Source organism: Streptomyces sp. NPDC127108 (assembly GCF_042677545.1).
In the GTDB taxonomy this organism is placed as follows: domain Bacteria; phylum Actinomycetota; class Actinomycetes; order Streptomycetales; family Streptomycetaceae; genus Streptomyces.
Window position 1 is genome coordinate 122654 of record NZ_JBHXTE010000007.1, and the last position, 22741, is coordinate 145394.

General features: G+C 72.1%; 19 protein-coding genes. 9 read left to right on the forward strand and 10 right to left on the reverse strand.

What is annotated here, in order from left to right; translation table 11 throughout:
- Nucleotides 1-30: 30 nt before the first annotated feature.
- From ACFVHO_RS08085 to ACFVHO_RS08095, 3 genes are all read right to left on the reverse strand, one after another.
- A complete protein-coding gene (locus tag ACFVHO_RS08085; RefSeq protein ID WP_385711394.1) occupies nucleotides 31-477 on the reverse strand; it encodes a hypothetical protein in 447 nt (148 codons plus the stop codon).
- Nucleotides 478-864: 387 nt separating this feature from the next.
- Nucleotides 865-2265 carry a helix-turn-helix domain-containing protein gene (locus ACFVHO_RS08090; RefSeq protein ID WP_385711396.1) on the reverse strand — a complete coding sequence of 467 codons (1401 nt, stop codon included), beginning with the start codon at nucleotides 2263-2265 and terminating at the stop codon, nucleotides 865-867.
- A gap of 165 nt (nucleotides 2266-2430) precedes the next feature.
- Nucleotides 2431-4056, reverse strand: coding sequence for a class I adenylate-forming enzyme family protein (locus ACFVHO_RS08095; protein WP_385711398.1), 1626 nt, complete (start codon nucleotides 4054-4056; stop codon nucleotides 2431-2433).
- A 320-nt stretch (nucleotides 4057-4376) separates the two neighbouring features.
- On the opposite strand from ACFVHO_RS08095, the gene ACFVHO_RS08100 reads away from it, so the two are divergent.
- The 6 genes from ACFVHO_RS08100 to ACFVHO_RS08125 all read left to right on the forward strand — a co-directional run bounded on the left by ACFVHO_RS08100 (nucleotide 4377) and on the right by ACFVHO_RS08125 (nucleotide 10346).
- Nucleotides 4377-4988, forward strand: a complete 612-nt coding sequence (locus ACFVHO_RS08100; RefSeq protein ID WP_385711399.1) for a DinB family protein — start codon at nucleotides 4377-4379, stop codon at nucleotides 4986-4988.
- A 79-nt stretch (nucleotides 4989-5067) separates the two neighbouring features.
- Nucleotides 5068-6186, forward strand: coding sequence for a MerR family transcriptional regulator (locus ACFVHO_RS08105; protein WP_385711401.1), 1119 nt, complete (start codon nucleotides 5068-5070; stop codon nucleotides 6184-6186).
- Between the two features lie 178 nt (nucleotides 6187-6364).
- Nucleotides 6365-8152 carry a LuxR C-terminal-related transcriptional regulator gene (locus tag ACFVHO_RS08110; RefSeq protein WP_385711402.1) on the forward strand — a complete coding sequence of 596 codons (1788 nt, stop codon included), beginning with the start codon at nucleotides 6365-6367 and terminating at the stop codon, nucleotides 8150-8152.
- Nucleotides 8153-8298: 146 nt separating this feature from the next.
- On the forward strand, nucleotides 8299-8742 hold the full coding sequence (locus ACFVHO_RS08115; RefSeq protein ID WP_385711404.1) for a peptidase inhibitor family I36 protein: 444 nt from the start codon (nucleotides 8299-8301) through the stop codon (nucleotides 8740-8742).
- A 63-nt stretch (nucleotides 8743-8805) separates the two neighbouring features.
- A complete protein-coding gene (locus ACFVHO_RS08120) occupies nucleotides 8806-9714 on the forward strand; it encodes a hypothetical protein (protein WP_385711406.1) in 909 nt (302 codons plus the stop codon).
- Between the two features lie 185 nt (nucleotides 9715-9899).
- Nucleotides 9900-10346, forward strand: coding sequence for an SRPBCC family protein (locus tag ACFVHO_RS08125; protein ID WP_385711407.1), 447 nt, complete (start codon nucleotides 9900-9902; stop codon nucleotides 10344-10346).
- 59 nt (nucleotides 10347-10405) lie between these two features.
- Here the strand turns inward: ACFVHO_RS08125 and ACFVHO_RS08130 are convergent, their stop codons facing one another.
- A complete protein-coding gene (locus ACFVHO_RS08130; RefSeq protein WP_385711409.1) occupies nucleotides 10406-11140 on the reverse strand; it encodes a S1 family peptidase in 735 nt (244 codons plus the stop codon).
- Nucleotides 11141-11221: 81 nt separating this feature from the next.
- Complete coding sequence (locus ACFVHO_RS08135) at nucleotides 11222-14206, reverse strand: BTAD domain-containing putative transcriptional regulator (RefSeq protein WP_385711411.1); 2985 nt, start codon at nucleotides 14204-14206, stop codon at nucleotides 11222-11224.
- Between the two features lie 575 nt (nucleotides 14207-14781).
- On the opposite strand from ACFVHO_RS08135, the gene ACFVHO_RS08140 reads away from it, so the two are divergent.
- The gene (locus ACFVHO_RS08140) at nucleotides 14782-16125 is read left to right on the forward strand and encodes a fibronectin type III domain-containing protein (protein ID WP_385711412.1); all 1344 of its coding nucleotides are present in this window, start codon (nucleotides 14782-14784) and stop codon (nucleotides 16123-16125) included.
- Nucleotides 16126-16167: 42 nt separating this feature from the next.
- Here the strand turns inward: ACFVHO_RS08140 and ACFVHO_RS08145 are convergent, their stop codons facing one another.
- The 5 genes from ACFVHO_RS08145 to ACFVHO_RS08165 are packed head-to-tail and all read right to left on the reverse strand — an operon-like array spanning nucleotide 16168 to nucleotide 20687.
- A complete protein-coding gene (locus ACFVHO_RS08145) occupies nucleotides 16168-17202 on the reverse strand; it encodes an amidohydrolase family protein (RefSeq protein WP_385711413.1) in 1035 nt (344 codons plus the stop codon).
- The gene (locus ACFVHO_RS08150) at nucleotides 17199-17978 is read right to left on the reverse strand and encodes an ABC transporter permease (protein WP_385711415.1); all 780 of its coding nucleotides are present in this window, start codon (nucleotides 17976-17978) and stop codon (nucleotides 17199-17201) included. The genes ACFVHO_RS08145 and ACFVHO_RS08150 overlap by 4 nt, the downstream gene beginning before the upstream one ends.
- Nucleotides 17975-18769, reverse strand: a complete 795-nt coding sequence (locus tag ACFVHO_RS08155; protein WP_385711417.1) for an ABC transporter ATP-binding protein — start codon at nucleotides 18767-18769, stop codon at nucleotides 17975-17977. The genes ACFVHO_RS08150 and ACFVHO_RS08155 overlap by 4 nt, the downstream gene beginning before the upstream one ends.
- Nucleotides 18766-19656, reverse strand: coding sequence for an ABC transporter permease (locus ACFVHO_RS08160; RefSeq protein WP_385711419.1), 891 nt, complete (start codon nucleotides 19654-19656; stop codon nucleotides 18766-18768). Before ACFVHO_RS08160 ends, ACFVHO_RS08155 begins: the two co-directional genes overlap by 4 nt.
- Nucleotides 19653-20687, reverse strand: coding sequence for an ABC transporter substrate-binding protein (locus tag ACFVHO_RS08165; RefSeq protein ID WP_385711421.1), 1035 nt, complete (start codon nucleotides 20685-20687; stop codon nucleotides 19653-19655). The genes ACFVHO_RS08160 and ACFVHO_RS08165 overlap by 4 nt, the downstream gene beginning before the upstream one ends.
- A gap of 230 nt (nucleotides 20688-20917) precedes the next feature.
- Here ACFVHO_RS08165 and ACFVHO_RS08170 point away from each other — a divergent pair, with 230 nt between their 5' ends.
- Nucleotides 20918-21967, forward strand: coding sequence for a LacI family DNA-binding transcriptional regulator (locus ACFVHO_RS08170; protein ID WP_385711423.1), 1050 nt, complete (start codon nucleotides 20918-20920; stop codon nucleotides 21965-21967).
- A 132-nt stretch (nucleotides 21968-22099) separates the two neighbouring features.
- Nucleotides 22100-22624 carry an ATP-binding protein gene (locus ACFVHO_RS08175; RefSeq protein ID WP_385711424.1) on the forward strand — a complete coding sequence of 175 codons (525 nt, stop codon included), beginning with the start codon at nucleotides 22100-22102 and terminating at the stop codon, nucleotides 22622-22624.
- Nucleotides 22625-22741 lie beyond the last annotated feature (117 nt).

Consider the following 22741-nt stretch of genomic DNA (forward strand, 5'->3'; position numbering starts at 1 on the left):
GCGGCGGGCGGCGGACAGCGGCACCGCGCCTCACTGCCTCGGGCCTCCGGCCGGGGGTGGGACGGATCTGCCGGTGGACGGGCGGCGGTGGTGGTCGCGGTCCGCGTGGGCCCCTGCCTCGGCGTGGGCGTCGGACTGCGGGCGGTGGTCCCCTGCCCGCGGGCGGTCGGCATCGGTCCGCCCCGGTGCGTCGGGGCCCTGCGCCCGCTCCCCGCTGTCCGGACCGGCTGGCACCGGCCCGTTCGTGCTCGGCGGCTCTGTGCCGACGGGCCGCAGCAGTCCGGTCATCAGCGTGCCGACGAACACCAGATACCCGACGCAGGCGCAGCTCACGACCACCGCGACACCCTGCAGGGCCCGTCGGCGCCAGCCCGACTCGTCGATGAACACGGGGAGTTCCGGGTCGGCGGCACGGGGACGCGGCGCCACCGGCGGCACATGAGGCGCCATCGCCTCGTACGGCACGCGCGGTGTCATGTCGCGGCCCGTGGGCCGCGCCCCGCGCGCAGGGGGTACGGGCGACGATCGCCCGTCGTGCGGTGTGCTGGCTATGTGGGGGTTGCCCTGCACTGGTGCTCCTGATCTGCGGCCGCGCACGCGCGACTCTTTGTATGTGGGGGGGGTACGGACCCGAGGGCCCGCGGTACTGCCCGTGAGACGTCAGAAGCCGCATCCCGGTGCCCGGCGCGCACGGAGCCCTCCGTGCGCGCGCATGCCCGCGCCCTTCCCGGGTGGGGCCGGGAGGGGCCCGTACGACATCTGCCCCCGCGGGGGCAGGGAGGCCAGGACGCAGCCGTCAGCCGTCACGCGGCCTCCGACCCTACTCGGGCACCCCGGTGGCTCGGCAACAGGCCGTCGGCCGGCCTACGGAACGCCCCCGGCCCCCCGTGTGTCCCTCAGCCACTCGTCCGCACCGCCCCACTGGTACGTGGGGCGCCCCTTCGCGCCACTGGTGCGGAACGGCTTGCCCTGGTCGTCGATCCGGAGCGTCCCGTGCCGGTCGCCCTTGGACCACTCCACGTCCAAGTACCAGCGGACGTCGTGGTTCTCGGCCCGGGCCGAGACGTAGAAGACCAGGGGGTCGCTCTCGCTGACCCGGTACGGGAAGCCGTCCTGGCCCGCCATCGGTGTGAGGCGCGGCTTCGCGTCGTCCAGGTCGACGGAGAAGTACTTGGTCTCCACGGTCTCGCCGCAGCCGTTCCCGATCAGGAAGTTGTTCCAGGGCAGCGGCTCACCGGTGGACCGCACGCGGACGTTCATGTCCTTCACGACGACCGGATCCTTGTCCGTGCCCTGCACGGTGACCTCGACGAACTGCTCACGGGCCGAGACGGCACCGAGTTCGCCCACCCAGGCGGGCACGTCCTGCCACGCGGGCGACCCCGGCACCTTGTCCGGCGGGCGGTTCACCAGGAAGCTCTCCACGCAGTCGTCTTCGTATTCGTAGGCGTACGGCCTGGTGCGCGCCGTCAGGGCGTCCTCGGGGGCCACGCCCCGCGGGCCCTCGGACGAGGGGCCCTTGCCGTCGCCCCGGGAGGCACCGGGGGCCTGGCTCCCTTTCCGGGGCGACGGGGCGGAGGGCGCGCCCTTCTTGCCCGTCCCAGCGGGCCTGCCCTTGCCCTGGGGCCTTTCCTCGCCCTCGGCCCCGTCCGGCCCGTGGGACTTGTCCTCGCCGTGGGGCTTGTCCTTGTCGGCGCTCTTTCCCGGTCGTCCGGACGGCGAGGGGCTCAGGTCCGGCGGGGCCGTGGGACCGGCGATCCGCTGGTGCTTGTCGCCGTCGCCGCTGTCGTCCCGGCTGCCGTTCATGGCGAGCGCGACGGAGCCTATGGCGACGACTGCGGCGACGGTGGCCGCGAGGACGAGGGTGCGCCGTCTGCGCGCCGGGGACTCGGTCTCCGGGCCGGGCACCGGGGTGCTGAAGTCGGCGGGCAGGCGGGGGTTCGCGGGCCGGGGGCCTTCCGTGGGGTCGGACACGGGAGCGGCCGACGCCGTGGGCTCCGGTTTCCGCCCCCGGTACTCGTCCGCCAGGACCCACCGCCGATGGACCTCCACCAGCTCCTGCGGCGTCGCCCCGCAGATCCGGGCCAACCGCTCCACCAGCGCGAACTCGGTGGGCACGGCATCCCCGTTGCAGTACCGGTGCAACGTCGACGCGCTGATGTGAAGCCGCTTGGCAAGCACTCCGAAACTGAGCCCGGACCGCTCCTTCAACTCCCCCAGCAGCTCCGCGAACGACTCCATCCCCATCTGCCCCATTCCGCTCATGCGTCCCGGGAACGAGACGCTCGGGCAGTCAACCGCAGTTCCGGAAGGGCCCGGTGGGGCTGAAAGGGTCTGGTGGGGCTGAAAAGGCCCGGTGGGGCTGGAAAAGGCCCGGTGGTGGGCTGGACGGGCTCAACGACGACGTGCGCGCCGCGACCACGACATGGCCTACGGCGTGCCCAACGCCCCGCTCGTCCACGCGGCCCGCAGCGCCTTCTTGTCCACCTTGCCGACCTTGGTCGTCGGCAGCTCGTCGAGGAGCACCGTCCCGCGGGGCGTGTACAGCTCCCCCAACTCGGCGGTCACCGCCGCGCCGACGGTCTCCGGGACGACGTCCGCGCCCGCGGCCGTGGCCAGGAAGATCTGCACGGCCTCCCCGAACTCCTCGTCCGGAACGCCGAGCGCCGCCGCGTTGCGTACGCCGGGCAGCGTGAGCAGGAAGTCCTCCAGGACCCTGGAGTAGACGTTGTCGCTGGTGCTGCCGGTGACGATGATGTCCTTGGCCCGGTCGACGAGATAGAGGTAGCCGTCGGCGTCGAGGTAGCCGATGTCCCCGGTGCGCAGCCAGCCGTCGTGCAGGACCTCCGCGGTGCGCGTCGGGTCCTCGTAGTAGCCGAGCATCACCGTCTCGCCCCGGACACACACCTCACCGACCTCCCGGACGGGCAGCGCCGCCGCGCTGTCCTCACCGCGGATCTCGATCTCGGTGTCGGCTATCGCACGACCGCAGCTGCGCCAGAGCTCGGGCCGCCGGGCCCCCTCGGTGGCGAGTTCCTCCGCGCCGAACGCGGCGATGCCGAGCGCCTCCGACTGCCCGTAGCCCTGGCTGAGCACCGGCCCGAAGACCTCGACCGTCTGCCGCAGTCGGCTGGGCGACGAGGCCGCGCCGCCGACGACGATCCGCCGCAGCGCCGGAAGGACGCCCGGCACGCACTCGGGGTGGTCGAGCAGCGCGTACAGCATCGGCGGTACGAACATGGTGGTGGTGATCCGCTCCTCGCGCAGCGCCGCGAGGGCCGCGCCCGCCTCGAACTCGGGCAGCACGACGAGGGCGGACCCCGTCACCAGCGCCTGGATCGAGGTGAGATGGCCGCTGCCGTGCGTGAGCAGCGTGGCCGTGAGCACCCGGTCCGTGGCCGGGTCCATGGCCGGGAAGAACGCGGGGCGGGAGTCCTCCGGGCCGTCGTCCACGAGGTCCACCAGCGTGTCGTAGAGCCGGTGGCTGTGGGCGGCGAGCTTGGGGCGGCCCAGGGTGCCGCCGGTGTAGAGGACGGTGACGGCCTCGTCCGGGCCGGGGGCGGGCACGCCCTCGGGGCGCGTCGTGGGGCACTCGGCCGCCAGGGACAGCAGGTCGGGGCAGTGCTGGTCGCAGGGGCCGAGGCTGAGCAGGACGGGGGCGTGGACGCTGCGGCCCGCCGCGTCGGCGGCCCGTACCGCGAAGAGCGGATCGGTGACCACGGCGCGGGCCCGGGACTGCTCGACCAGCGCGGCGAGTTCACCTGGTCCCGGCTCGGGCGGCAGGAACACGACGCGGCAGCCGATGAGGTGGACCGCGAGCTGTACCAGGACGGAGTCCACGCGGTTCGCCAGGAACAGTCCCACTCCGTCGCCGGGCCCGAGCCCCTGCCCACGCAGCGCGTGCCCCAGTCGGAACAGCCGCTGCCGGGCCTCCCCTCTGGTCAGCCGCTGCGTCCCTTGGACGAGCGCCTCGGCGCCCTCGTCCTCGTACCAGTGCTCCAGAATGCGGTCCACGTACGTCCGCGGCGCGGCTGTGTCCTGTGTGTCGATGATCATCAGCACATGCAAACACGCTGTTCGGAGGGCTCGGTTCCACAGGGGTCACCTTCAGCCATCATCTGATGGGGTGCCATGCCCGTGTCCGGAGGGGAATCCTGGCTCGGCAGTTCGGTTGAGCACCCGCGAAAGCGCGGTAGGCGCCCCTCATCATGGCGGGGAATCGCTCCCCGCGGTGTGACTCCCACAACAGCGCCTCGACCTCAAGGGGGAGCCGGGGCGACGGCTGCGCGGCCTTCGCGGATGCGAGGCGCCGTTGCCTTGGTTGCCCGCGTCGCTCCGAGCGCCGGGTGTCGGTGCCGGGTGGAAGACTGCCCGGCATGGTCCGATCAGACGCGAACGCAGACGCCAAGGCAGACCTTCTCCGCTACCTCCAGGACGCCCGCGAAGCCTTGTTGTGGAAGCTGGAAGGGCTCTCCGAGTACGACGTCCGCCGCCCTCTCACACCGACCGGAACCAACCTGCTGGGTCTGGTCAAACATGTCGCCTCGGTGGAACTGGGCTACTTCGGCGACACGTTCGGGCGGCCGTACTTCGACAAGGAGCGTCCGCCCTGGTGGTACACGGAGAACGCCGAACCCAACGCGGACATGTGGGCCACCGCGGATGAGTCCCGTGCACAGATCGTGGGCCTGTACCGCCAGGCCTGGGAGCACTCCGACACCACGATCGGGACGCTCGCCCTTGACACGGTCGGACACGTCCCGTGGTGGCCCGAGGAACGGCGGGAGGTGACCCTGCACCACGTGACCGTCCGGATGATCGCGGAGACCCACCGGCACGCAGGGCACGCGGACATCGTGCGCGAGCTCATCGACGGCTCCGCCGGACGGCTGCAGGGCAAGGACGACCTGCCGCCGGGTGATGTGGCGTGGTGGGAGGACCATCGGCGCCGACTGGAGCGGGTGGCGCGCCGAGTTGGCGACGGCTGACCGGCCCGGTCGGGCGGTCCCGCACCCGCGCACCGCGGCTCTTGACCCTCACGTGGCGTGAGGCCGCATAGTCGGGGCCGTGGAAGAAGATCACTGGACTGTAGGACATGTGGCCGAGCTGGCCGACGTGAGCGTCCGCACGCTGCATCACTACGACGAGATCAAGCTCGTCCAGCCGTCGGCGCGGACCGCCGCCGGGTACCGGGCCTACTCGGCGGGCGACGTGGAGCGGCTGCGGGAGGTCCTCGCGTACCGACGCCTCGGCTTCGGGCTGCGGGAGATCGCGGAACTGGTCGACGACCCGTCCACCGACGCGGTCGCCCACCTGCGCCGGCTGCGCGGCCTGCTCCTTGAGCGGCGCGATCGCGCCGACGCCATGGTGACGGCCATCGACAAGGAACTCGACGCACGGGCGAAGGGACTGAAGGTGACGCCGGAGGAACAACTGGAAATACTCGGTGCGCGGTTGTACGACGCGATCGGAGGCGCCTACACCGCGACGCGGCGTACCGAACCGCGGATCGCCGCGCGGATCTGGGACGCGCTCGGCGACGCGCAGACGGTCCTGAACGTCGGGGCCGGCACCGGCTCCTACGAACCCACCGACCGCGAGGTGACCGCGGTGGAGCCGTCGGCGGTCATGCGCGGGCAACGGCCCGTCGGCTCGGCGCCGTGCGTGACCGCCGCCGCGGAGAACCTGCCGTTCGAGGACCGGTCCTTCGACGTCGCCATGGCCGTCTCCACCGTGCACCACTGGGGGGACCCGATGGCGGGGCTGCGCGAGATGCGGCGCGTGGCCCGCCGCGTGGTGGTGCTCACCTTCGACACCGACGAGCCCCGCTGGCAGGACCGGTTCTGGCTCACCCGCGACTACCTGCCCGAGTTCGTCGACGTCCTCGCGGACTTCCCCTCGCTCGCCGGGATGGCCGACGCGATCGGCGGCCGCGCCGAGCCGGTGCCCATCCCGTGGGACTGCGCCGACGGCCTGTTCGAGGCGTACTGGCGCCGCCCGGAGGCGTACCTGGAAGACCACGTGCGCCGTGCGATGTCGGTGTGGACGAGGGTCGGTCCCGAGCCCGAGCAGCGAGCGGTGCGCGACCTCGCCGCCGACCTCGAATCCGGCCGCTGGGCCGAACGCAACGGCGACCTCGCCGACCTCGACGCGGCAGATCTGGGCCTGCGTCTGCTCATCGCCTGAGCCGACTCCGGTCTTCCACACCGGATCCAGCAGATCTGCCGCATACGACGGATCCAGCGGTTCGCTCTCCCGTTCCAATCCGGTCCCCCTCCCGGTCCGAATCCCTACATGTTGTCTGTGTGGGGGCGCCTTCGTCGCGCCCTTGGGGGAGGAAGCAGTGACGGGGAACGGTCCGAAGTTGTCCGACTGGCCCTTGGTCGGCCGGGCACGGGAGCTGGTCGCGATCGGGGCGGCGATCGGCACGAGCACGGCCGCCGGTTCAGGGGGCAAGACCGGCGGCGGGGTGGTACTGGCGGGCGAGGCAGGCGTGGGCAGGACCCGGCTCGCGCGAGCGGTCCTGACGCGGGCCCGGCGGGCGGGCCGGGGCACCGGATGGCTGGCGGCCACCCGCACGTGCGCGGCCATCCCGTTCGGCGCCCTGCTGCCGCTGGTCGCGGGCGACGAGCCGCCGGGCACTGATCCGATGGCCGTGCTGCACCACGCGGTGCGGCGTGCCGCACGGCACCGGCCGCCGCTCGTCATGGGGGTCGACGACGCCCATCTGCTGGACGAGCAGTCGGCATGGGTGATCCACCAACTCGCCGTACGCGGCCTCGTGTCCGTGGTGGCGACGGTACGGGCGGGAGAGCCCGCGCCGGATGGGGTGACCGCGCTCTGGAAGGACGCGCTGGCCCGCCGGATACTCGTCCGGCCGCTGGCACGGTCGGCGATGGACGAACTCCTGAAGCGTTCTCTGGGTCCCCAGGTGGAGGGGGTGACCCGGCTGGCGATCGCCCGGACGGCGGCGGGCAGGCCGCGGGTGCTGAGGGACCTGCTGGTCGAGGCGTACGAAGACGGTGCGCTGGTGTGCCGGGAGGGGGTGTGGCTGTGGGACCGGGCCGCCGACCGCACGGCGGGCTCCGGACACGCCGCCTCCGTGCTGTGGGAGGAGGCCGTGCTCGGCTGGACGCACTGTCTCGGCCTGGTGCTCGCCGGACGATTACACGAGGCGAGGAGCCTGGCGGAAGCGGGTTACACCGGCGCCGTCGACCAGGGCATCCGGGAGGTGGCCATCGGCTGGGCCGGATGCCGGGGCGCGATCGCCAAGACCCAGGGGCAGGTGGCCACAGCCCAGGCGGTGCTGCGGGAAGCCGTGGCCGCGCTCCACGGGCGCGGTGCCGACCACCTCGCCCGCTGGCTGCTCGCCGATCTGGGCGGAGCCGCGGCCCTCGCCGGTGACGCCGCCGGGGCGGGGCGGTGGATGCGGCGCGCCGACGCGCTGCGCGCGGACGGACCGCAGGGGGAGGTCCGTCGGCTGCTCGACCCGTGGATCGAGCTGGACCGTGCTTGGGTCATCGCGGCCGGGGGCAACCTGGAGCGCGCCGCCCGGCAGGCCCGCTGGGCGGCCGATCTGGCCGACGACACCAAGCAGTACGCCGCCGAGGCCATCGCGCTGTACGACGTCGCCCGCCTGGGCGCACCGTCCTCCGCGACGCCCCGGCTCGCCGACCTCGCCGAGACCGTGCACGGACCGCTGGTCCCGGCCCTCACCAGGGCGGCGGACGCGCTTGTCACCCTGGACGGCTCGGCGCTCGACGCGACGGCCGCCGCGCTCGACGACCGCGGCCTCGCGCTGCACGCCGCCGAGACGGCGGCCGCGGCCGTACGCGCCCACCTGGCGGCGGGAAACCAGGCGGCGGCGGTGGCGGCGCGGACCCGGATGACCGTGCTGCTCGACCGGTGCGAAGGCGCCAGCACGCCCTTGCTCGTGGCGCAGCGGGGCCTGGGCGTGCCCGCGCTCTCCCGGAGGGAACGCGAGGTCGCGCTCCTGGCGGCGTCCGGGCTGCCCAGCAGGGCCATAGCCGAGCGTCTTTCGCTGTCGGTGCGGACCGTCGACAACCATCTGGGCCGCGTCTACGCCAGGCTCGGCATCCCCGGGCGCGCCGCACTCGCGGTGCTCATCGGCCAACACCCGTGGCGGACTTGAGTATTGATTACTCAAGACAGTATGAATTCTCCGTCATAACCTTCCCTGTGTCTTCCGAATTTTCCCCGAGGAAAGGCGCGGCCAAGGGCCTTGCCAAAAGGCCCGTGAACGACCGGCAGAAGAATTCCGGGAGAGAGGGAAATGGAATGAGGATCGCCAAGTCAGTGAAGGCCGCGGTGGCGACCGCCGCCGCCTCCGCCGCAGCCGTCATCGGCCTTTCCGCTCCGGCCGACGCGGCGGGCGGCGACGGCGTGTGCCAGTTCGGCGAATGGTGCCTGTACTACGCCGTGAACCTCAACGGGTCGCTGTACGACTACAGCGGCGCGGACACCAACTACGGCAACGAGAAGTTCCTCACCAACGGCCTCGGCAAGGGCCAGACCGTCGCCAACAACGCGTTCTCCGGCGACAACGAGAACAAGACCATGTACGTCCAGGCATTCACCGGACCCAACTTCACCGGGACTCGCGGGTACGCGGCTCCCGGCGCGTTCGGGACGTTCGTGCAGCCGTACATCGGCAACCTCGAATCGCACTACTTCTCAACGGGTCCGGCAGGCAGGGCCCCGGCCAAGGGGCTGCTCCGCTGAAGCCGCTCCGGTTCTCCGCCCGCGTTCCGGGCGGAGAACCGGTTTTCACCGAACGGAGACCCCATGCAGCTCACCGCGAAGCGAGTCGCCGCGGCACTGCTCCTGATCACCTTGTCGGCGGCGACCGGCTGTACCAGCGGTTCCGGAGCCGGATCCGCCTCCGGCGCAGGGGCCGAGCCCGAGGTGAAGTCGACGCCGACCGCACTGGCAGCCGCTTCCCTGAAGCTTCCCCTCGACGCGTATCTGCTGTCCCCGGACGAGCTCGACCGACTCGCCACGGCTCAGGGCACCTTGGTCGCCCGGTGCATGCACCGCTTCGGCTTCGAGTTCCGCATGCCGGACCCGCCGCCTCAGCCCGAACCACCGGACGGCAATGAGCGGCGCTACGGAACGACCGACGCGAAAGCGGCCGCGAAGCACGGCTATCAACCGAAGCCGCCACCACGCGGGAGGACGCCGGCCGCGAAACCAGCTCCCACGAGCGACGACCCCGCGGAGACTTCCGTACTCCTGGGAAAGGGACAGCGCTCCTGGAAGGGCAAGCCCATCCCCGAGAAGGGCTGCGCGGGTGAGGCGGCGCGCGGCCTGTCGTCCGGCACCCCGCCGCTCTCCGACAGCGAGACGGCGGCAGCACAGCGGCTCTCCGCGGAAAGCTTCACACGCTCACAACGCGACTCCCGCGTACGCGCGGTGTTCACGCAGTGGGCGCGGTGCATGAAAGCGAAGGGTTACGACTACGCCACTCCGCTCGACCCGCCGGGCGACCCTCGCTTCACCGACCGTGTCACCGCACAGCAGATCAAGACGGCGAACGCCGACATCACCTGCAAGAAGAAGACCAACCTGGTCGGTGTGTGGTTCGCGGTGGAATCGCGCTACCAGAAAGACCTGATCGCGGGGAACCGGAGCGTCCTTGAGAAGGTGCGGCGCAACAACCAGGCTCAGCTCGCCGAAGCCGCGCGCGTCGCGTGAGCCAACACCCGGGCGGCGCCGGTCAGTTCGCTCCGCCCTGGCCGGCGCCGCCCGACTTGCGGAAACCGCAAGATTGCGTGCCGCGTCGCGAGGTCCCTGGCAAGACTGACCGCACCACCCCGAGGCCGACCGCCCCAAGACCCTCCGAAACGCCGCCCGCCCTCATTCACAGGAGCCTCTCCCCCATGCACACGTACGACGTCACCGTGACGACCAGCGCCTCACCGGAAACCGTCTGGAAGCTGCTGGTCGACGCCAGAACCTGGCCGTTGTGGTCCAAGGTGGACAGCCTGGATACGGCACGGTCGGTCGACCTCGACCCCTTCGGCGACGACGGCGTCGGCGCCGTCCGGGCCTTCCGGACGGGACGCACCGTGACCGGGGAGCGGATCACCGAGAAGGTCGAGCCGCGCCTCCTGGCGTACGAGGACGCGTTCAACACGCCGATCCACAACCTTCACGCACGCATCGAGCTGACGCCGACAGCGAGCGGCACGGTCATCCACTGGCACGGCGAGTACGAGACGGGCCGGCTCATGGGCTGGATCATGCCGCGCTACCTCCAGAGGTTCATGCGGGGCATGGCGGAGGGACTGGCCCGCTACGCCGAGGACCACAAGCCGACCCGGTAACGCCCCGTGCACGCCGGGCCCGGCCGCTCACGGTCGGCCGGTCCGGTTTCGCTCCCGGGTTATCGCCGGGTGACGGAACGGATCCAGGAGAGTTGCTTGGAGATCTTCCCCGCCTGGGCGACCTTCTCCCGGTCGGAGCCGTTGAAGACGCCGACGAGAGTCTCGGTGCCGCGCGGGCCGACGCTCATCACCGGGCCACCGGAATCGCCGCCCGCGGGAATCCCGGACACCTTCTTCATGCAGAAGTCCGGGCCGCCCTTCGTGACGTAGCCCTTGCACCGGGGAGTGTCCGGCGACACGACCCGCAGGGTCGACTGCTTGAGTACGCGGGACTGGCAGGCGTTCTCGTCTTCGGTGCAGGTCGCACCCCACCCGTACTGCCGTACGGTCTGACCGACGCGAACCGGGTCCGTGGCCAGGCGCGCCGTCTTGACGTTCATGCGGGACACCTTGATGAGCATCATGTCGGCGTGCGCGCTTCCCACGCGCTTGCCGGGCACCGGGCGGACCGTGGTGCCCTTCCGCACGTCGAGGTCGCCCACCCGGAACGAGATCCTCTTGTCGGCGACCGGCCGCGCCTGCTCGTAGAAGCAGTGCGAGGCGGTGAGGATCCACCGGGTCGTGACGGCCGTTCCGGTGCACGCCGGTTTGCCGTCGACGAGCATGCGCACCGCCCACGGACCGTAGGTGCTCTTCGACCCACCGATGACGGCGGAGGCAGGCGCACTCGACATCACCGAGCCCGCCACCAGCAGCAGGGCGGACAACAACAGCACCTGGACTCGGCGCATCATTCGGAACAGCTCCTCTCGTCGGACACGGAATCTCCAGGTGAGGAGATACCTGGCCGGGCAAGAAGGTTCCGTCGGAAGCCGTCACGATTGTGGGCTGTTCGGGCACAGCTCCCGAAGGTGCCGCGCGATGTCGTCCGCGTCGGGCAGGCCGAGTTCGCGGAAGACGCTCTGCGCGCGGTGGTAGTGCTCCCGGGCCCTGTCGGTGTCGCCCTGGGCCCGGTGGGCGTGGCCGAGCTGGGCGAGGGCGCGGGCGAGAATACCCGCGTCGCCGCGTGCCTCGGCGATGTCCCGTGCCCGCGAGGCGTGTGCGACGGCCTCCGCGGGCTCTCCCGAGAGGTTGTGGGCCTGGGCGATCGCGCCGAGCAGGAGGCCCTCGCGGAAGCGGGATCCCGTCTCACGCCACCGGCGCAGGCTCTCGTGCAGGCTGTCGAAGGCCTCGGGCGTCCGCCCCGTCCGCAGGCACACCTGGCCGAGGTTGTGCAGCGCGTTGGCCTGACCCGCGACGTCCCCGGTCGCCCGGGTGACGGCGACGGCCTCGCGGCAGTGCGCAAGGCCCTCCTCGGCCCGGCCGGTGGCCAGCAGGGCCAGGCCGAGGAAGCCGAGCGCGTACGCCTCGATGCTGCGGCTGGCCAGGGCCCTGCCGTGGGTCAGCGCCTCGGCCAGCATGGCGTGCGCGGCGGTGAAGTCGCGCAGGGCAAGGGCGCCTCCGCCGCGTGTGATCAGGACGTGGGCGAGCAGCGTCCGGTCCCCGGCCTCCCGGCACAGCTCGATGGCCCGGTCCAGGGAGGGGGCGCCGAGTCGCATGGCGAAGCGGTGCTGCACGGAGCTGCCGAGCATGTACAGGGCGCGTGCTTCCGCGGTGCGGTGGCCGGCGGCGCGCGCGGCCTCGGCCAGGGTGCGGGCGGCGCGTTCGATGCCGTAGGGCTGCGCGCCGAGGCGGCCGAGCGGGTCCGCGGCGAGGAGCAGGTCCGCGCAGACGGTCAGCGACAGGGAGGGATCCGCCGCCGCCTGCTCGATCAGCCCCAGGAGTGACGTCTGCTCGTCGAGCAGCCAGGCGGCGGCCTCCTGCGGGCCGGTGAAGTCAAGGCCCTCGGAGCGCAGCGGCGCCGCGTGCCCGGGGAACACGTCGTCGGGCAGCGAGGCCCGGTGGGCGCCGAGGGCGGTGGCGAGGCAGAACTCGAGCAGGCGGGTGAGGGCGGCGGTTCGCTCGTGGTCCGGCACTTCGGCGAACGCGGTCTGACGGGCGAAGAGCCGGAGCAGGTCGTGATAGCGGTAGCGGCCGGGGGCGACCGACTCCAGGAGGCTCAGGTCGACCAGGGACTCGCACAGCTCCTCCGCCTCCCGCTCCGGTCGGGCGAGCAGCGCCGCGGCGACGGGCACGCTCAGTTCGGGCATCCGGGGCAGGGCAAGGAGACGGAAGGCGCGGACGTGCTCGGCGTCGAGGAGTTCCATGCCGAGCCGGAAGGTCGTCTCCAACGCGGTGTCCTCCGCCCTGAACGCGCTGAGGCGGCGCCGCTCGTCGGCAAGGAGCGCGGCGGTCTCCGCGAGCGTGTGGTCCGGCCGGGCGGCGAGGCGCGATGCCACGATGCGGATGGCGAGCGGCAGATGGCCGCAGGCGTCGAGCACCTCGGCGGCGGCCTCCGGTTCGGCGGCGACGCTCTGTTCGCCGATGATCCGGGTCAGCAGCTCCCGGGCCTCCGCCCGTGCCATGGGCCGCAGGTCCACGAGGGTGGCCCCGGTCAGGCCGACGAGCCGGGAGCGGCTGGTGAGCAGCACCGCGCTGCCGGGCGCGCCGGGCAGCAGGTCGCGCACCTGGGCCGGGTCGTGGGCGTTGTCGAGGACGACGAGCACCTGCCGGGTGGCGAGCAGGGAGCGGTAGAGGGCGGCCCGCTCCTCGGGCAGCCTCGGGAGGTGCCCGGCCCGTACGCCGAGGACGCACAGGAAGCGGCCGAGGACCTCCATGGGTTCCGCGGGCCGGGGGTCGGTTCCTCTCAGGTCCGCGTAGAGCTGACCGTCCGGGAAGCGGTGGCGCATCCGCTGGGCCACGTGGACGGCCAGGGCGGTCTTGCCGATGCCGCCCATCCCGCTGATGGAGCTGACGGCGACGATCCGGCCCTTCCCCAGTGCGGCGCACAGCCGGTCGACCTCGTCGCTCCGGCCCGTGAAGTCGGCGGTGTCCTGCGGGAGTTGGGCCGACCCGTAGGACCGGTCCGGAGTGCGGAGATCCGCCTCGTCCCCCGCCTGCCTACCCTGCCCCGCGGTGAGGATCTTCTGCTGGAGCCGGTCCAGTCCGGGGCCGGGGCGGATGCCCAGCTCATCGGCGAGCGCACGGCGGACGCGCGCGTGCACGTCGAGTGCCTCGGCCTGCCGTCCGGCGTGGTGCAGCGCTGTCATCAGGAGCTCGTGGAACCGCTCGCGCCACGGGTGTTCGGCGGCCAGCACGCGCAGCGGACCGAGCGCGTTGTCGTACCCACCGAGCGCGATCTCGGCCTCCCAGCGGGCCTCGACCGCCGACAGGCGCAGCTCCTCGATGCGGGTGCGCTGGGCCTCGGCGTACGGGCCGGGCACACCGGCGAGCGGCCTGCCGCGCCACAGGTCGAGCGCGGAGACGAGCAGCGACCGTGCCCGTTCGGCCCGGCCGGCGGCCCGGGCCCGCTGCGCCTCGGCCGTACGGAGCTCGAAGACCGTCAGGTCGACGTCCTCCGGGGCGACGCGCAAGGTGTAGCCGTCGTCGGTCGTCAGCAGGGTGCGGGCGGCGGCGCGGGGCGCCCGGCCGGGCTCGAGGAGTCGGCGCAGGGTGAAGACGTGGGTGCGCAACGACCCCAGCGCGCCGATCGGGACCTCGTCGCCCCAGACTGCGGCGATCAGATCCCGGGCGGACACGGAGGTACGTGCCCGCAGCAGCAGGACCGCGAGCACCGCCTGTGACTGGGGCGCCCCGACTGACACCTCGGCCGACCCGTCGTGCAGGCGAAGGGGCCCGAGAACGGTGAAGCGGTGGGCGGCGGTTCGCCCGGATTCACCGCCGGAGGAGCGGCCGGAGGAGGCAGTGAGGGGCGGGGGCATGGGATGTCTCCGAATGATGTGGGGGCCGTGTGGCGCGAGGACTACGTGGGTCACGGGAGGGAGGAGCGTCCCTGTCCCGGCGCCAGGACTTGTCGCCGAGCAGGGCGCGCAGCCGCGAGGCGTACGTCCTCCGGGTCCCCGCTGCTCGGGGCGGCAGGCTTCCGCTCCACCCGTCCATGCCTGTAGGCGCGCATGCCGTACGGCGGGCCGACTTCTCGTGGTGTCCGGGTCGATGGTTCGCGGGATGGGTTCAAGGGCACTCGTACATCATGAAGATCCTTTTCCTCTTGGCAATCGTCGGCATCGCAGTGACGCTCTGGAGCATGCGGTCGAGCAAGCGCAAGTAGCGTCGTCCTGGCCCGAGCAACTGCGCCGAGAGGACGAAGAGTTCAGCGACCATGCCGACCCGGGGGCACCCCAAAGCCCCCGGGTCGGCATCGCGCGCGCCGCCTCCCACGCCCCGGTCGTGCACGGTTACAGTCGCTTGCCCCCACAGCACGATCAACTCCCCCCACGACTGCATCCCGTACTCACGTACGCCTGTCCGTAGTTCCACCGGAAAGGAAATGCCAGCCGTGTCCCAGCACCACCGTCTCAGACCCGCAGCCATCGCCTCCGCGGCCGCCGTCGTCGTCCTCGCGCTCGGGTTAAGCGGTGCGGCCCACGCCGCCACGCCCGCCTCGGCCGCCGGCTCCGCCGCCCGTGTCGGCGACGACCCTGACCAGCCCGACAACCCGCTCTACGACGCCCCCGAGGGCTTCCGCGCCGAATCCGGGCGTGAGGCGGTCTCGCTGTCCTGGAGCACGCTCTCCGCGGCCACCGCCTACGAGGTGTACCGCGCCGAGGCCGAGGGGACCGGACCGGACGAGGTCGGTCCTTACGCGCTGCTCGCCACCGTGAGCACGGGTGCGTACGTCGATCGCGATGCCGACCCCGACGTCGAGTACGCCTACAAGGTCCGCGCCCTGGACGGCGCCGGCCACGTCTCGCCCTACACCGAGCCCCAACGCGGCACCCGGGACACCGTCGCGCCGTTCGCCCCGCGGGACCTCACCCGCGTCCGCGAGGACGAGCGCGGTGTGACGCTGACGTGGCGCAGCGGCGACTCGGACGCGGTGAAGTACGTGGTGTACCGCGCCGAGAGCCCCAACGCCCACCGCACGAAGATCGGTACGACCACATCGCTCACCTTCCGTGACACGAAGGGCGAGGCAGGCCTCACGTACTCGTACGAAGTGAAGGGAGTCGACGCCGTCGGCAACGAGTCCGGGGCATCGAATACCGTCGCGGGCACCAAGACCGTCACCTCCACCACCGCGCCCAAGGCGCCCACCGTCAGCAGCGCCACCCTGGTGGGCAAACGGCTCACGCTGTCGTGGTGGCAGAGCCCGCACGTACCGGTCTCCTCCTACACCGTGTACCGCTCCAAGGCGTCCCCGGTCGACGTCACCGACCCGAACAACCGCGTGGCCACGACGACGAAGACCGAGTACACCGCCACGGTGACCGAGGACGGGAGCGAGCGCGACTACCACTACGCGGTCGTCGCCACGTCCAAGCACTCCGTCGCCTCGCCCGCCTCCGGGTCGGTCAAGCCGACGTACAAGGAGCCGCAGCCGCCCCGCGCCACGGAGTTCCACGACGTCGTGCCGGGCGCGGGCAGCGTCCGGCTCGCGTGGTCCGCCGTCCCGTACGGCAGCGATGAGGCTCCGGTGACGGGCTATCGCGTGTACCGCTCCACCGAGCCCGGCATCACCAAGGAGAACGCCGAGTTCAGGCACGAGGTCACATCCGGTACGGAGTACGTGGACCGTGATCTGACGGGCGGCACGAAGTACTACTACGCGGTGGCGAGCCTCGACGAGGACGGCCGCGAGTCCGCCCTCTCGCCCGAGGTGTCGGCCACGCCGTCCGGCTGACGGACGAGGGGCCGGGAGACGGCCGTTCTCCCGGCCCCGGTCCTACCCGGGCAGTACGGCTGCTGTCGGCAGCCTCATCAGGCGCAGGATGTTGCCGTGGTAGATCCGTGCGCGGTCGGCGTCCGTGAGGTCGAGCGCGTCCAGGACGCGGATCGTCTCGCGGATGAAGCCGGGGCCGCCTTCGGGGTCGAAGGGGCAGTCCGTGCCGAACAGGACGTGGTCGGCGCCGAAGAAGTCCAGGCCGCACCGGATGCCGCTGGCGGAGCCCGACAGGGCCGTGTCGGCGTAGAAGCGTCGGAAGTACTCCAACGGCCGGTGCGGCAGCGCCGTTTCGCGCAGGTGCGCGAGGTTTTCGCCCCCGGTGCGGCTGCCGAGCTGGTCGCTCCAGCCGAGTCCGATCCGCCCTTCGAGGAAGGGGATCATGGCGCCCAGATGATGGGTGATGATCTTGATGGTCGGGTGTTGTTCGAGCAGGCCGGAGAAGACGAGCCGGGCCATGGCGGCACTGGTCTCGTACGGCCAGCCGAGCGCCCACCAGATCTCGTACCGGGAGGTGTCCTCGGTGGCGTAGTCGGCGAAGGCGGCGCCGCGGGCGGGGTGCAGCCAGATGGGCAGGTCCCGCCGGGCCATCTCGGCGAAGATGTCCCGGAATTCGGGGGCGTCCAGTGGCTTGCCGTCGACGTTGGTGAAGAGCTGCACTCCCCGGGCGCCGAGGTCGTCGAGGGCGTGGGCGAGTTCGGCGAGTGCCGCGTCCGGGTTGTTGAGCGGCAGGGAGGCGACGAAGGCCGGGAAGCGGTCGGGGTGCCGTTCGGTCAGCTCGTGCAGCGACTCGTTGGCGAGGCGCGCGAGCGCCGGGGACTCGTGCGGGGCGGCGAGCCGTTCGATCGGCGGTGAGGACAGCGTGAGGACCTGCTGGTAGCCGTCGCCGAACTCGTCCATCATCCGCAGGCGCGCGTCGAGGTCGTGCAGCGCGTCGAGCTCCAACCAGCGTTTGAGGGCGGCGGTGTCGACAGCCAGCTCGCGCATGCGCGCGAAGTAGCGCCGGGGCAGGATGTGGCTGTAGGCGTCGAGTTTCATCGCTCGCTCCTCGCGGTCTGCGGAACCCAGTGGGTGATCTTGCGGTCGACGGCCTGGACCAGGGCCAGGGCTCCCAGGGCGACGGCGACGACGACCAGGAGCACGGCCAGCACACTCGCGCTGTCGAAGCGGCCGCCCGCCTCGGTGACGAGGTGGCCGAGGCCGACCACGGCGATGAACATCTCGCCGTTGATCATGCCGGTGACGGCGCGGCCGACACCGAGCCGCACCCCGGCCATGATCATGGGCGCGGCGGCGGGCAGCGCCACGCGCAGCAGCACCTGGCGTTCGCTCGCGCCGTACGACCGCGCCATCTCCACCAGGTGCACGGGCACGGACCGCACGGCCGATTCCGTGGTGACGATGACGATGAAGACGGCGTACATCACCACCACCGCCACGACCGAGGCGCGCCCCGCCCCGAGGAGCGAGAAGAACACCGGCGCGAAGACCAGGGAAGGGGCGGCCAGCAGCGCGTGGACATAGCCGCCGAGCGCCGCCTCGACACGACGTGAGCAGCCCATGGCGGTGCCGACCGCGAGCCCGGCGGTGAGGGAGACGGCCAGGCCCAGGGCGAGACTGAGCAGACTGTCGGCCAGGCTGCTGAAGATCAGGCCCTCGCGGGACAGTTCCACGAGCCGGGCAAGCACCCGGCTCAAGGGCGGCAGCGACGACGCCTCCGCCATCCGCGCGGCGACTTCCCAGACCACGGCACCGACCGCGAGGCTGACCGCCGCCGCGGGCACACGCCGTAAGGACGACAACCGGGCGTTCATGAGGCCGCCCTCTCCGGCCGGTGCTCGGCGTGCATCGCGCGCAGCCGCTCCCACAGGTAGCCCGTCAGCTCGCCGTACTCGCCGGAGCGCGCCACGCCTCCGACGTCGCGCGCACGGGGCCGGGGCAGCTTCACCGGCACGATCTCGGCGATCCGTCCCGGGCGGGCGCTCATCAACGCGACGCGGTCACCGAGGAGGACGGCCTCCTCCATGCTGTGGGTGATGAACACGACGGTCAGTCGCTGCTCCTCCCACAGGGACAGCAGTTCCTCCTGCAGGAGCCGCCGCGTCTGTTCGTCCACCGCCCCGAAGGGCTCGTCCATGAGGAGCACGCGGGGGCGTACGGCCAGAGCGCGGGCGATCCCGACGCGCTGCTGCATGCCGCCGGACAACTCGCCGGGCAGCTTGGCCGCGCAGTCCGCGAGCCCCACCGTGGCGAGCAGCGCGCGGGCGCGTTCGGTGCGCTCGGCCCGGCCGACGCCGCGCATGCGCAGGCCGAAGGCGACGTTGTCCAGGACGTTCGCCCACGGCAGCAGCGCGAAGTTCTGGAAGACCATGCTCCGGTCGGGTCCGGGCCCGCGCACCGGCGCGCCGTCGACGAGGATGTCGCCCTCGTCCCAGGGCACGAGCCCGGCGACGGCCCTGAGCAGGGTGGTCTTGCCGCAGCCGCTGGGGCCGAGGACGGTCAGGAACTCGTTCTCGGCCACGTCGAGGCTCACCTCGCTCAGTGCCCGCACACGGGTGCCGTCCCGCGCGGTGAAGCTCTTGCTCAAGCTGTCGATGGTGATCATCGGGTGCTCCTTGCCGGATGCGGAGGGGACTTCGGGGTGCGGGACCAGCGGGTCAGCCTGCGTTCGGCCCAGTGCGCGGCGGTCACCAGGAGCAGCGCCTCGGCGAGGATGATCGCGATGGTGCCGTAGAGCGGCGGTGCCTTCAGCAGGCCGCGGTAGGTGAGGATCAGTCCGCCCAACCCGTCGGAGACCATGAGCAGTTCGACCAGGACCATGCCGGTGACGGCGCGGCCGAGGCCGAGGCGCAGGCCCGTCATGATCGCGGGCAGGGCACCGGGCAGCAGGACCCACCGCCAGATCCAGCGTTCCCCGGCGCCGAACGAGCGCGCCATCTCGATCAGCGCCGGGTCCACCTGCCGTACGCCCGCCCGGCTGTTCACGATCACCATGACGACCGAGAAGGCCGCGACGAGCGCGACCCGGGAGGCGAGGCCGACGCCGAACGACATCACCAGGAGCGGGATGACCGCGGCCACCGGGGTCACGAGCAGGATGTTCAGATAGACGTCCGCGTACCGCTCCAGGAGCCGGAACCGGCCGAGCGCGGTACCGACCGGGACACCGACGACGACAGCGATGGCGAAGCCGAGCACCAGGGCCTGGTTGCTCACGTACAGGGCGCGCCACAGCTCCGCGTCGCCGAGCAGTTCGAGGGTGGCCCGGAGCGTCTCGGCGAAGCCGGGCAGCAGCAGGCCGCCCCGGGCGCGGGCGTAGAGCTCCCAGGCCGTGGCGAAGAGCGCGAACGTCAGGAGTTGGTAGGTCGGTTTCCGGTCGAGGAACCGTCGCAGCGGTCCCGGCCGCCGCGCGGTGCGGGGACCGGCCTGTGTGCTGACGCGTCCGCGCCGCGTGCGGGGGGTCGCCTCCGTGGGCGTGGTCGCGGCGGTCATGACGCGGCCCTGAGGAAGCTGAGGTCGGCCGCGTCGCGTGCGGACATGCCGCGTCCGATCACACCGGCGCGGGCGAAGAAGTCGATGGTTCCCTGCACGTTCCGCGGGGTGAGGGCCGCCGCGTCGAACAGCCGCGCCGCGCGGTAGCGCTTGGCGACGCGGGCCACGTCGGCCTCGTCCTCTTGGGGCAGGTAGCGGTGCACCAGACGTGCCAGGTGCCCGGGCCGGGCGTTGATCCGGGCGTGCTCGCGCACCAGGGCCGTGACGAACGCCTGGGACACCTCGCGGTGGTCGGCGAGGAAGTCCGCGTTGGCGTAGACGGTCTGCGGGTGCAGGTCCGGCAGGGTCCGGGCGAAGTCGGCGAGCTTGGTGAGGCCGGCGGCGCCAGGATCCGTGGAGGACTCCAGGGCGACGGCGTCGGCGACCTCCAGCGGCGTCGCGTCGATCTCCCCCGAGGCGAGGGCCTGCGCGCGGACGTCCGAGCCGCCGAGCGTCAGATAGCGCGGGCGCCGGTCCGCGCCGCAGTGCGTGCGCACCCAGTCCTTGGCCATGGCGGTCGCGACCGCTCCCGCGCTGAAGATCCCGAAGGGGCGCTTGTCGAGGTCGTCGCAGGACGTGACGCCGGGGCGGCCGTAGAGCGCCCACTGGTTGCCGACGACATCGGCGATGATCCTGATGGGCGCGTTCTGCTCGATGGCGCTCAGCGCCGGTCCCGTCGCCTCCGCCGAGATCGCGTAGTCGCCGAGGGCGAGCCCCTCGATGGCCAGTTCGGGTGCGGCGAGTTCCACGACGTCGATGTCGTGCCCCTGGCGCCGGAGGGAGTCCACGGCCGCCAGGAACGGCACGGTCGTGATGTCCGGCTCGACGACCGCCACGGTGAACGACAGCGTCCCGTCCGCCCGGGTCTCGGTGCCCGTGCCGCTGCCGCAGGCGGTCGCCGCCGCGGTCGCGAGGCATAAGACCGCGGTGGCGGTGACTCGCTTCGTACGCGTCCAGGCGGCCCAGGCCGTGGGCCGGGTCCAGGTGCGCATGGCCATCCCCCTTTGTTCCGGCTCGGTTTCCCGAGGTCATCGGTTAGGCAAACGTATGCCTTGCCCTGGGATGCTAGACACCCCGTACTCCGATTCGTCAAGGGGCAACACACAGACTCCCAGCTGGAGTTGGGTCACCGCGTTGCCAACACCCCACCCTCTGTGTCATGTTGGGACCCCTGGAGGGCAAACGTTTCCCGAACGCCTCCACGAACCCTGGACGGTGGTGTGTGAGCTCACTGGTGGAAGTCGCCCGAGCGGCGGGCGTGGCCGTCTCCACGGCGTCGCGCGTGCTCAGCGGGGCCGACCATCCCATCTCGGCCAAGACCCGCGCCAAGGTCATGGCGGCCGCCGAGCGCCTGGAGTACTCGCCCAGCGCCCTCGCCCGCGCCATGGTCTCGCCGCACAGCCGCCTCGTGGGCGTCCTGGTGAGCGACATCGACAACCCGTACTTCTCCGTCATCGCCCGCGGCGTGGACGACATGGCGACCCGCGCCGGTTACGTGACGATGCTGTCCAACGTCGACCGGCGCACCGCCACGGAGATCAGCCGCCTGCGGGCCATGCGGGACTACCGCGCCGCGGGCGTCGTCTTCGCCGGCAGCGGACACGTCGACGACCCGCAGGCGCAGAACCTGGCCGAGGCCGTGCGCCGCGCCCAGGAGGAGGGCCTGCAGGCGGTCTCCCTGGCCGTACGCGACCTGGGCTGTCCGTCCGTCGTCGTCGACAACCGCGCCGTGGCCCACGACATCACCGACCACCTCGTCTCGCTCGGGCACCGGCACATCGCGTTCATCGAGGGGCCACCCGGCATGACGGTCAGCGAGCACCGCCGCGAGGGCTTCCTGTCCCGTATGGCCGAGGCAGGCCTCACCGAGGGCGCGCACTGCCACCCCGGCGGCTTCAACCACCAAGCCGGGCACGCCGCCGCCCTGCGGATCATCGCCCGCCGCCCCCTCCCCGACGCCATCCTCGCGGCCAACGACGAGGTCGCCGTCGGCGCGCTGAGCGCCCTGCGCCAGGCAGGCATCGACGTACCGAGGGAGATCTCCGTGGCGGGCATGGACGACCTGCGAGTCGCGGAGTTCGTCGGCCTGACCACGGTGAGCCTGCCGCTGTACGAGATGGGTTCCCTGGCCGCCCGGCACATCATCGACACCGCCGGGCGCGCCGGCGCGGCACACACCGGGGGCCCCGGCGCCACGGACGTCCCGGCGACGACCGTGCTCAGCCATCGCCTCGTCGCCCGGGAGACCACCACCCGACGGGCCGACGCCTGACCCGGTCCGCCCCGGCGCGTACACAGCGAAGCCGCCCACCCGCCGGGGCGCGGGCCTCCGCGCCGGGCTGAAGCCCTACCGGGTCTTCCGCTCTGTCCGCTCCCGCGGCCCGTTGACGCTAGCGTCAAGCCCATGATCGTATGGCTCAACGGCACCCACGGCGCAGGCAAGACGACGACCAGCGCGCTCCTGCAGCAACTGATCCCGGATTCACGGGTGTTCGACGCCGAGAAAGTCGGCGAGACACTCATGGACATCACACCGGGACTGCCATGGACGGGCAACTTCCAGCACTGGCCGCCGTGGCGACCGCTCGTCGTCGAGACCGCCCGCCACGTACTCGACTACACCGGCGGCACCCTGGTGATGCCCATGACCGTCCTGGTCGAGGAGTATTGGCGCGAGATCAGCTCCGGCCTCGCCCAACACGCCATCCCCGTACGGCACTTCGTCCTCCATGCCGACCAGGACACCCTCCGCGGGCGCATCGCGGGCGACACCGTTCTCGGCCCCGACTCCCCGTTCCGTCTCCAACACCTCGAGCCCTACGCCGAGGCGGCCCGCACATGGCTGCACGCCGAGGCCGAGGTCGTCGACACCACGCATCTCACGCCCGCCCAGGCCGCCCAGCAGATCGCGGAGGCCGTGAAGAGCTGAGGAGAACGCATCCGAACACACGGTCCGCGAACGGGGCGTCCTGCCCTGTCCCATCCGTACCGACTTCCCCGTCTCGGAGCGCACACGCGAAAGCCGAAAGCGCGAAAAGTACAGCGA